At 64.6% G+C, this 9997-nt stretch carries 14 protein-coding genes; 4 read left to right on the top strand and 10 right to left on the bottom strand.

The features are described from left to right. From ACESL5_RS03325 to ACESL5_RS03295, 7 genes are all read right to left on the bottom strand, one after another. Window positions 1–303 (bottom strand): 2-dehydropantoate 2-reductase N-terminal domain-containing protein (locus ACESL5_RS03325; protein WP_372591363.1); only part of this gene is annotated, 303 nt, incomplete at its 3' end. A gap of 23 nt (window positions 304–326) precedes the next feature. Beyond that, on the bottom strand, window positions 327–821 hold the full coding sequence (gene secB / locus ACESL5_RS03320) for a protein-export chaperone SecB (RefSeq protein ID WP_372591362.1): 495 nt from the start codon (window positions 819–821) through the stop codon (window positions 327–329). Between the two features lie 36 nt (window positions 822–857). Continuing rightward, entirely contained in the window at window positions 858–1295 is a 438-nt protein-coding gene (gene trxC, locus ACESL5_RS03315; protein WP_372591361.1) for a thioredoxin TrxC, read from the bottom strand. 57 nt (window positions 1296–1352) lie between these two features. Continuing rightward, window positions 1353–1667, bottom strand: a complete 315-nt coding sequence (gene grxC, locus ACESL5_RS03310; protein ID WP_372591360.1) for a glutaredoxin 3 — start codon at window positions 1665–1667, stop codon at window positions 1353–1355. 9 nt (window positions 1668–1676) lie between these two features. Further along, window positions 1677–2105 (bottom strand): rhodanese-like domain-containing protein, encoded by a 429-nt coding sequence (locus ACESL5_RS03305; RefSeq protein WP_372591359.1) that lies wholly within the window; start codon window positions 2103–2105, stop codon window positions 1677–1679. Window positions 2106–2234: 129 nt separating this feature from the next. Further along, window positions 2235–2447: a DUF2892 domain-containing protein gene (locus tag ACESL5_RS03300; protein ID WP_372591358.1), complete on the bottom strand. Its 213-nt coding sequence runs from the start codon at window positions 2445–2447 to the stop codon at window positions 2235–2237. 103 nt (window positions 2448–2550) lie between these two features. Then, complete coding sequence (locus tag ACESL5_RS03295) at window positions 2551–2880, bottom strand: ArsR/SmtB family transcription factor (protein WP_372591357.1); 330 nt, start codon at window positions 2878–2880, stop codon at window positions 2551–2553. A 191-nt stretch (window positions 2881–3071) separates the two neighbouring features. Between ACESL5_RS03295 and ACESL5_RS03290 the strand changes: the two genes are divergently transcribed. From ACESL5_RS03290 to ACESL5_RS03275, 4 genes are all read left to right on the top strand, one after another. Further along, window positions 3072–4256, top strand: coding sequence for a murein hydrolase activator EnvC family protein (locus ACESL5_RS03290; RefSeq protein ID WP_372591356.1), 1185 nt, complete (start codon window positions 3072–3074; stop codon window positions 4254–4256). 326 nt (window positions 4257–4582) lie between these two features. Further along, window positions 4583–5917 carry a S41 family peptidase gene (locus ACESL5_RS03285; protein ID WP_372591355.1) on the top strand — a complete coding sequence of 445 codons (1335 nt, stop codon included), beginning with the start codon at window positions 4583–4585 and terminating at the stop codon, window positions 5915–5917. 66 nt (window positions 5918–5983) lie between these two features. Next, window positions 5984–6538 (top strand): DJ-1 family glyoxalase III, encoded by a 555-nt coding sequence (locus ACESL5_RS03280; protein WP_372591354.1) that lies wholly within the window; start codon window positions 5984–5986, stop codon window positions 6536–6538. A 71-nt stretch (window positions 6539–6609) separates the two neighbouring features. Continuing rightward, entirely contained in the window at window positions 6610–7227 is a 618-nt protein-coding gene (locus ACESL5_RS03275) for a YigZ family protein (protein ID WP_372591353.1), read from the top strand. Between the two features lie 93 nt (window positions 7228–7320). On the opposite strand, the gene ACESL5_RS03270 is transcribed toward ACESL5_RS03275, so the two are convergent. Genes ACESL5_RS03270 through ACESL5_RS03260 form a run of 3 tightly spaced genes read right to left on the bottom strand, consistent with a single transcriptional unit; the run spans window position 7321 to window position 9690 of the window. Beyond that, window positions 7321–8565 (bottom strand): ammonium transporter, encoded by a 1245-nt coding sequence (locus ACESL5_RS03270; protein WP_372591352.1) that lies wholly within the window; start codon window positions 8563–8565, stop codon window positions 7321–7323. A gap of 15 nt (window positions 8566–8580) precedes the next feature. Then, window positions 8581–8919, bottom strand: coding sequence for a P-II family nitrogen regulator (locus ACESL5_RS03265; RefSeq protein WP_372591351.1), 339 nt, complete (start codon window positions 8917–8919; stop codon window positions 8581–8583). 54 nt (window positions 8920–8973) lie between these two features. Next, window positions 8974–9690, bottom strand: coding sequence for a TorF family putative porin (locus tag ACESL5_RS03260; RefSeq protein WP_372591350.1), 717 nt, complete (start codon window positions 9688–9690; stop codon window positions 8974–8976). Window positions 9691–9997: the final 307 nt, after the last annotated feature.

Below are 9997 nucleotides of genomic sequence, written 5' to 3'. Positions count from 1 at the left end.
CGGCAGGGTGTCGGCATGGGAGGCCAGGAACTCGCCCAGGATCTTCGTCGGGAGCACCAGCCAGACCTGCTCGACCCCCTCGACGGCCCGCGACAGGTCGCAGGTCGCGCGCAGGCCCTCGGGAAGGGTCACGCCCGGGAGGTAGCGGGCGTTCTGGTGATCGGCGTCGATGCGAGTGGCCTGGTCGCAGTCACGTGCCCACAGGCGCACCTCGGCGCCGTTCGCCGCCAACAGGGAGGCCAGCGCCGTGCCCCAGGAGCCGGCGCCCAGGACCGCGATCTGCTTGTGTTCCGGCTGGGTCATGTGACGGCCCCGCGTCGAACCGCTTACTGCGGACGCGATTCGGCGTCTTCACCCTGCGCCGCCCGTTCCTGCATGTGCTGCTGGTAGAGGGCGTCGAAGTTGATGGGCTGAAGGACCATCTGCGGGAAGCCGCCCTTCATCACCAGGTCACTGACCGTCTCGCGGATGTACGGGAAGATCAGGGTGGGGCAGTAGGCGCCGAGCAGCTGACGACGGGTCGCGTCGTCGAAGCCCTTGATGGTGAACACGCCGGCGTACTGCACCTCGGCGAGGTAGATGGTCTTCTCCTCGTGCGTGGCGGTGACCGTGATGGTCAGTTCGGTCTCGAAGGCGGTGTCGGCCAGGCGAGTGGCGTTGTTGCCCACCTGCACGTTGACCTCGGGCGTCCAGTCGTTGCGCGTGAAGATGTCCGGCGCCTGCGGCGACTCGAAGGACAGGTCCTTGAGATAGACCTTCTGCACGAAGAACTGCTGTTCGTCCTGGCCGTTGCCGGCCGCGTTCTGATCACCCTCTGCCATGGTCTGTGTTTCCTGGTAGTCGTTGTTCGATGGGGTTCAGCGGATGCCGTGCCCGGCCAGCCACTGCGTCAGCTGGGCGGCCGGCATCGCGCCGGAAAGGCGGTCGACTTCGCGACCGCCGGAAAAAAGGATCAGCGTCGGGATACTGCGGATGCCGAAGCGCGCGGAGACGCCGGGGGCCCGCTCGGTCTCCAGCTTGGCCACCACCAGCCGACCGTTGTAGTCGCGGGCCAGCTGGTCGAAGACCGGCGCCATCATCTTGCAGGGCCCGCACCACTCGGCCCAGAAATCGACCAGCACGGGCAGGTCGTTGCGACCGACGTGCCGCTCGAAGCCGGCCTCGTCCAGCGTCACCGGCTGGCCGGGAAACAGGGCCTGCCGGCAGCGCCCGCAGGTCCCGCTGCCCAGTCGATCGACCGGCACCCGGTTGACGCCGCCGCAGGCAGGACAGACCACGTGTCTGGATTCGCTCATCGCCGGATTCTCCCTCGCCGGATACGAATCGTCATGATAGCGCCATGACCGGCCGCGTCACGTCCCGTCGACGGGCGGCTCGCCGCCCGCCCGGCGGGCTTCGGCCTCGACCAGACGCATCAGGCGGTCTTCGCGGTCCAGGGCGGCGAGCTCGTCGTAACCGCCGACATGAGTCTCGCCGATGAATATCTGGGGAACCGTCAGCCGCTTGCTGCGCTGGATCATCTCCTCCTTCTTCGCCTGGGAGAGCTGCACGTTGATCGAGTCGAACGACAGCCCGCGCTTCTTCAGCAGGCGCTTGGCAAAATGGCAGAAGGGACAGAGCGGACTCTGGTAGACGACGATCGGCGGCTGACCGGGCGATTCTCCCATGCGTGGAGCCTACTTGCCCTTGCTGACGGGGTAGTTCTGCGACTCCCAGGCGATGATGCCGCCGCCAAGGTGACTGACGTTCTCGAAGCCATTCTTGACCAGGATGTTCGCCGCCGTGCCCGAACGGTTGCCCGAGCGACAGTACAGGACGATCTCCTTCGGCGCCTCGCTCCTGAGGTCGCCCAGCTTGCCTTCCAGCTTGCCCAGCGGTATGTGCCGCGCGCCCTTGATGTGGCCTTCCCGCCATTCGTTGGGCTCGCGCACGTCGATCAGCGCCACCCCGTCACGACCGGCCTTGCGGGCGACCTCGGGCGGATCGATCGTCTCGAACTTCTGCAGGCGTCTGGAAAGCTCGTTGCCGATGAGCAGCACGATGAGGACAAGGGCAGCCAGGGACAGGGCCCAGTGGCGCACGAGGAAGTCGAAAAAGGTTTCCATGAAGCCTTCTCAATAAGCACGGGAAAGTGCGCCATACAATGGCGGGGTGTGCACGAAAATTCAAGGCACCGACGGCGCATCGATCGATGATGCGCCAGGAATAGCCGCGGCACGCGGCCGGCGCGGCCTTTAGGTAGCGCGACGCACACCCATCTTGGCCAGGATGGAGTCCAGCGGGCAGAAACGAGTGATGCCGCTCTGGAACAAGTTTAGGCCGATGAAGGCCGTCAGCCACAGCCAGGAAAGCTGGCCGAGATCGGCCTGACCGGTCAGGTGCGCCAGCACCAGGGTGATCAGGATCATCAGGCCGGCGATGATGCGTACGTAGCGGTCGGTCGTCATTGCAAAAACACTCCGGTAAGCGGAAAGAGACAGGTTTCTCGTGAGCAAAACGCCCGCAACGAGGGCGGGCGAAAGGGTATCTATATAATTATTTTATTGCAGTCTAATCGAGCGGGCAAAAGACTTCCTGCATCATGCTTATCAGTCGCAGGGTGCGCGCATCCGACACCCGGTAGAAAACCCGGTTGGCGTCCTTGCGGGAGGCCAGGATTCCCTTGTCGCGCAGGATGGCCAGATGCTGGGAGATGTTGCTCTGGGTAGTCCCCACGGCTTCGACGATCTGCTGGACGCTGAGCTCACCGTCGCCGAGCACGCACAGGATCTTCAGGCGCAACGGGTGCGACATGGCCTTGAGCGAGCGGGAGGCGCGCTCGATGTCCTCGGAGCGACCCATCAGTCGAGTGGCGGGGTATTCCTCGGTTTCCAGATTCATGGCCTTGACCCAAGTAAGATGAAAAGGGTTCGGACCTCGCCCGAACTGGCGACCCGGCAGACCGTCGGCCGCTCGGCGAAATCCCTTCTGATTCCGTATACTACCGCTTTTCGTCATTTTTGTTGCGATCTCCCCGGCTAAAGCCGTCGCACCACCACCGGCCAGGGACAACCTTGCTTCCATTCCCGCGCATGACACGGCCGAACTTCCTTGCCATCCTCTGGATGGCGACCGCCGGATGGTGCCTCGTCGTCCCGGCCCCGACCTCTGCGGCCCAGATCGAGCAGGAAATCGAGTCGCAGCGCGAGGAGATCGAGACCACCCGGGCCGAACGCGAACGCGCCCGCAAGGAACTCGAACGTCACGAGGAGGCGCTGGCCGATCTGGACAAGCATGCCCAGGCGCTTGACGAGCGCCGCGGCGAGCTCGAGCAGCAGCGGGAAGCGCTGGACATCCGCGAGGCGGAGCTCAGGGAAGGACTGGCCGAACGGCAGGCCGAACTCGAATCACGCCTGCGCTCCGCCTATCCTCTGACCCGTGGCGGGGCGCTACAGGCCCTGTTGGCCGAAGGGGATTCCCTGCAGGCGCGTCGCGACCTCCAGTACCTGAAGGCCACCATCGAACCGATCCAGCGCGCCCGGGAATCACTCGCCAGGCAACAGGCCGCACTGGAGGACAACCGGCAGGAAATACAGGCGAACGACGAGAAGCTGCGCGAGGCGGGCGAGGCACTGGAATCAAACTACCGCCAGGTGGCGGAGAACCTCGACCGGCAGGAGACGTTGTTGGCAAGTCTCGGCGAAGCACTCGACCAGCAGCAGGCGGACCTGCGCTCCCTGCTGGAGCGCAAGGAGCGACTCGACCGCGAGGTCCGGGCGGCCCAGGCACGGAAAGAGGCCGAGGCGCGGAAGGAGAAGGAGGCCCAGGCGCGTGCCGACGAGGCCCGGCAAAAGGCTGGCGGGGATGGCGAGAAGACTCCCATTCCTTCAGGGGGCATCCCCATCGCGGGCTCGGTCATGCGGGGCTACGGCGACTCACTGCCCAATGGCCGTCTGCGCCACGAGGGCATCGCCTTCCGTGCCGAGCGCGGCCAGCCGGTGCGTGCCGTCGATTCGGGAACGGTGGTCTACGCCGCCTCACTCAAGGGTTGGGGCAAGCTCGTGATGCTGCGGCACCGCGACAGTTACCTTTCCCTCTATGCACACTGCCAGACGTTGAACGTCGAGAAGGGCGCTCGCGTGGACCAGGGGGAGCAGCTCTGCGAATCCGGCGTCATGGACGCGGGGCAGGCGGGCCTGTACGTTGAGGTACGTCACAACAATCGTCCCGTCAATCCCGGGCGCTGGCCGGCTTGGCGGAAGGTTGCCGGAGGTTAACGCGGGAAAAGCACCCTCCCGATTCGGACAGCCGTTGGAGATCGTCAAATCGACGGTGATACCCTATTCTTGCAGGGAAACGGGCGTCCGCAGGACGATCCGTACCACGTGGGGTAATCGCACGCTCGGGGCACCCCGTCACCGACAGGACGCCCGTGCTCGAGAACACCCGGTACGGATGCCCTTGCAATCGGTCGAAACGACCCGAATATCAGGACAATGCTCGTTGCCGACGACATGCGTCCGTGGAGCCCATGCGGACAGGAACACTGTCCGATCGGACGGCCGACGAGCCGCATACGCCGCACATGCCTAGAGAGACCATCATGACCACCTGGATCCGCAAAGCCTCGACCCTGGGTATCGCCGCCTTCTTCGGTTTTGCCATCGCCATTGCCATCAACGCGGTCGCCGAACGCCCCGGGGCAAACGAGGTGGACGTGCCGCTCGATCTGCTGCGCACCTATTCGGATGTGCTCGATCGCGTGCGCTCCGACTATGTCGATGACATCAGCGAGGCGGAACTGATCGAGAACTCCATCCGGGGCATGATCTCGGAACTCGATCCGCACTCGGGTTACCTCGATCAGGAGGAGTTCAAGAGCCTGCGCGAGTCCACCTCCGGCGAGTTCGGCGGCCTGGGCATCCAGGTGGGCATCAAGGACGGCGTGCTGACGGTTATCGCTCCGATCGACGACACGCCGGCCAAGGAAGCCGGGCTTGAGGCAGGCGACAAGATCATCCGCATCGACGGCGAGCTGACCCAGGATCTGGATCTCGAGAAAGCCGTCAAGAAGATGCGCGGCAAGCCGGGCACCGACATCGACCTGACCATTGCTCGCGAGGGCGAAAACAAGCCGCTGGAGTTCACCATCACCCGCGCGGTCATCAAGACCGAGTCGGTGCGGCACGAACTGCTCGAGCCGGGCATGGGGTACATCCGCGTCTCGCAGTTCCAGTCACGGACCGTCGAACAGATGCTCGAGGCGCTCGACGAACTGGTGAAGGAAAACGACGGCGAGGCGCTCAAGGGCCTGGTGCTGGACCTGCGCAACAACCCCGGCGGGGTACTGCAGGGCTCCGTGGAAATGGTCGACGCCTTCCTCGAGGAAGGGCAGATCGTCTACACCAAGGGCCGCATCGCGGACGCCAAGATGAGCTTCGAGGCCAGCACAGGCGACAGGCTCGACGGGGCGCCGATCGTGGTCATGGTCAACGGCGGTTCGGCCTCGGCATCCGAGATCGTCGCCGGGGCGCTGCAGGATAGCAACCGGGCCCTGATCGTCGGCGAGAAGACCTTCGGCAAGGGCTCCGTGCAGTCGATCATGCCGCTGTCGGACGGCGGCGCCCTGCGCCTGACCACGGCCCGTTACTACACCCCCGACGGCCGTTCGATCCAGGCCGAGGGCATCGAACCGGACGTGACCGTCCACCAGCTCAAGGTCAGCAGCATCGAGGACGCCTTCTCGATCTCCGAGGCCAGCCTCAGCGGACACCTGAGCAACGGCCAGTCGGAGATGATGGACGTCATCCGTCAGGCCGAGGAGGGTGAGGGCGACGACGAGGAGAAAGAGCCGCTGGTCATCCGGGACTACCAGCTCTACGAATCGCTCAACCTGCTCAAGGGCATGGTGATCGTCAGCAGGAACACGCGGCGCTGAAGACGCCCGCCGGCGGGATCGTGATCCGCCGGCGCCTTCATTAACCGAACCGGAGGGAAATGCCCAATGGCAAGCAAGGCACTCATCCTTCTGGCCCCGGGATTCGAGGATCTCGAGGCCATCACGACCGTCGACATTCTCCGCCGGGCGGACATCGACCTCACGGTTGCCAGCCTGCACGAGGACAATGCCACCGGCGCGCGCGGCACCACGGTCGTGACCGACACCAACCTCACCCTGCTGGGGACGGAATCGACCTTCGACGCCATCATCCTGCCGGGTGGGCAACCGGGGTCGAACAACCTCGCGGCGGACAAGCGCGTCATCGCCCGACTGCAGGAACAGTCGCGGGAAGGCCGCCTGATCGCGGCGATCTGCGCCGCACCGAAGGTGCTCGCGGCCGCCAACCTGCTCAAGGGTCGCCGGATCACCCACTTCCCTGGCGCGTTGTCGGCCGAGGAAACCGCCGGTGCCGAAGTGTTGGACGAGCCGGTCGTGGTCGACGGCAATGTGGTGACTGGACGGGGCCCCGGCGTGGCACTGGATTTCGCCTTGGCCGTGGTCGAGCAACTCGCCGGCAGGGAAATGCGCGACAGCGTCGAGTCCAAGCTCGCCCGCTGAGCCGCGGAAGACTCAACACTCCATGGAGCGCCTGCCCCGCGGCAGGCGCTTTTACGTTTCCCGGACCACCCATGTCGGAATCCCCTTTCCACACTCCCGCGACGAACATCGAGCGCGAGCTCGAGGTCAAGAAGAGCCGATTCATCGCGCGCGCCGGCGGCGTGGCCAGCCGCGCGGAGGCGATGGCGTTCGTCGAACAGGCGCGGGCCGATCACCCGGATGCGCGCCACCACTGCTGGGCCTACCTCATCGGCAACCCCGAGACCGCCGCCAGCGCGGCGATGAGCGATGCCGGCGAGCCCAGCGGCACGGCCGGCAAGCCCATCCTCAACGTGATCAGACACAAGGGTATCGGTGACGTCATCGTGGTGGTCATCCGCTATTTCGGCGGAGTGAAGCTGGGCGCGGGGGGGCTGGTCCGGGCGTACTCCGGCGCCACCCAGCTGGCTCTCGCCGACCTGCCTCTCACCGAGCACCAGCCCCAGCGATCCTACCGGCTACAATTCGACTTCGCCGGCGAGCAACCCCTGCGGCACTGGGCCGACAACCATCAGGCCACGCTGCTGTCGGTCGACTATGGACAACGAGTCACCGCCCGGATCAACGTCCCCGAGGAGCACGTCGAGGCGTTCGAGGCCTTCCTCGGCGCACACTCCATCGATCATCTCCATTCCCCGGACGCCGACTGAGCGACTGCCCCACGAGAAAGGCCCGGGCAACTGCCCGGGCCTTGGTCCTTCTCGGCACCTCCCTGGTGCCGTCACACCCCTGTCGGGACATCCTTACTTGTTGGTGAACTCGGGGTAGGCTTCCATGCCGCACTCGATCGAATCCACGCCTTCTTCCTCGTGCTCCTCGTTGATCCGCAGGCCCATGACCGCCTTGAGGATCAGCCAGATGATCAGGCTGGCAACGAAGACGAAGCCGCCGATCAGGGCAAGACCCGCCAGCTGGCCGCCGAGGGTCGCCTCGTCGTTCGACAGGAGCACCGCGAGCACACCCCAGATACCAGCCACGCCGTGCACCGACAGGGCGCCGACCGGATCGTCGATGCGAATCTTCTCGAAGCCGACGATGGAGAAGACCACGATCACGCCGCCGATGGCACCGATGACGGTCGCCAGCAGGGCCGACGGGGAGGCCGGGTCGGCGGTGATGGCGACCAGGCCCGCCAGCGCGCCGTTGAGCACCATGGTCAGGTCGACTTTGCCGAAGGTCAGGCGCGAGGCGATCATCGCCGCGATCACGCCACCGGCAGCCGCGAGATTGGTGTTGGTGAACACCTGAGCGACGGCGTTGGCTGAACCGACATCAGATACCTTGAGCTCCGAGCCGCCGTTGAAGCCGAACCAGCCCAGCCACAGGATGAACGTACCCAGGGTCGCCAGCGGCAGGTTGGCACCCGGCAGGGCGTTGACCTGGCCGTTCGGGCCGAACTTGCCCTTTCGCGGACCGAGCAGCAGCACACCCGCCAGAGCGGCAACCGCACCGGTGAAGTGAACGATGCCCGAGCCTGCGTAGTCGGAGTAGCCCAGATCGCTCAGGATGCCGCCACCCCAGCTCCAGTAGCCCTGGATCGGGTAGATCAGGCCGGTGAGGACCACGGTGAAGGCAAGGAAGGCCCACAGCTTCATCCGCTCGGCGACCACGCCGGAGACGATCGACATGGCGGTGGCCACGAACACGACCTGGAAGAAGAAATCGGCCATGTTGGAGTAGTAGATGTCACCACCACTCGCGACGACCTCGGCTGCCGTGTTGTCCGCGCCCAGGAAGAAGCTCAGGCCCGGGATGATGCTGGAGATGCCGTCGCTGTACATGATGTTGTAGCCCACCACCATGTACATCACGCAGGCGATCGAGAACAGCGCGATGTTCTTGGTCAGGATCTCGACGGTGCTCTTTGAGCGCACCAGTCCCGCCTCGAGCATGGTGAAGCCCGCCGCCATCCACATGACGAAGGCACCCGCGATCAGGAAGTAGAACGTATCGAGGGCATAGCCCAGTTCGATGACTTGAGTTTCCACGGTGTAATCCTCCGCTTAAAGGGCGTCCGCGCCGGTCTCGCCGGTACGGATGCGAATGGCTTCCTCGATCGGCGAGACGAAGATCTTGCCATCGCCGATCTTGCCGGTGCTCGCCGCGTTGGTGACCACCTCGATCACCTGGTCGGCCAGGTTGTCGTCGACGACCATTTCCAGCTTGACCTTGGGCAGGAAGTCGACCACGTACTCTGCGCCCCGGTAGAGCTCGGTGTGGCCCTTCTGGCGACCGAAGCCCTTGACCTCGGTCATGGTGATGCCCTTCACGCCCACCGTGCCCAGCGCCTCGCGCACGTCGTCGAGCTTGAAGGGCTTGATGATTGCCGTAATCAGTTTCATGGGTCTCTCCTCGGATGCGGGCCGGTCACCGGCCCGGTTGTCCGTGATGGGCGGTCAGAACGACTTGGACCAGCTGATCCAGAGCTTCAGATCGTCGGAGTTGGGATCGCCGAAACCGTGGTTTTCGTCGACATCAGCCATTTCCAGGTTGAGGCCGAAGGAACCGAAGTCTCCGGCATCCTTCGACAGCCCGGCACTCCAGTGGCCGTAATCCAGTTCGTTGGTCGAACTGTCAGCATCGAAAGTGTAGTAGCCGTAGTACAGGCTGCCGCTGTAGCCCGACTCGCCGAAAGGCACGTCCACGCCGGCGTAGTAATAGATGTCGCCGGTGTCGAAGGCACTCTCGCCGCTGGCCTGCGAGTTGACCGTGTAGGCCAGCCCGGCGGTGAGGTAGCTGTAGGAGAGCGAGCCGTAGATCTCGCCGAAGTCGAGATCGTCCCCGTCCGGATAGGCGTAGTAGATGTAGCCGACGTCGTAACCGAGTGCACCGATGCTGCCGCCATACCCGGCATACAGGTCGAGCTCGTAGCTGGTTCCATCGCCGAAGTCGACGGTAGACGCCCAGGTGCCGGCGTAGAAGCCGGACTCGTGCCCGTAGTCGAGGCCGCCCTGAACGGCCGCGCTGTCGTCGGTCTGCGTAATGCCGCGGAAGAAGTAGTTGGACACGACGCCGACATTTGCGGAAACCTCTGCGGCGGCCACGGAGGGAAGGGTGAGGGCCGACAGGCTGACGGCCGAAGCGATACTGGTCGCGATGAGGGTCTTTTTCATTTGTCTTGCTCCATGAGGTGAACGTTAGGGTTCAGCCCCTGTTCTGCATCGGCCGTGCCAATTTGTTTTTTCCTTTTTACTTCAGTACCTTGTGAAGACATCAAGTCGATTGCTTCAACCGACTCCGCAGGCCTCTCCCCAAAATGGGGCCGCGTCTCGCCCGGTCCGCTCCCCTATGGTGCAGACCCCGAGCGACGCGTTGCCCCCTCCGGCCCTGGCTACCGGCACGACGAGAACCTTGACCCGCAGTTGCATACTCGTCGGGTATCACCAACAATCAGGTTTCGATCGGCCCGTGGTTCGACTG

The sequence above is a fragment of the Guyparkeria sp. genome (assembly GCF_041687595.1).
In the GTDB taxonomy this organism is placed as follows: Bacteria; Pseudomonadota; Gammaproteobacteria; order Halothiobacillales; family Halothiobacillaceae; genus Guyparkeria.
This window is presented reverse-complemented; position numbering and strand designations above follow the sequence as displayed.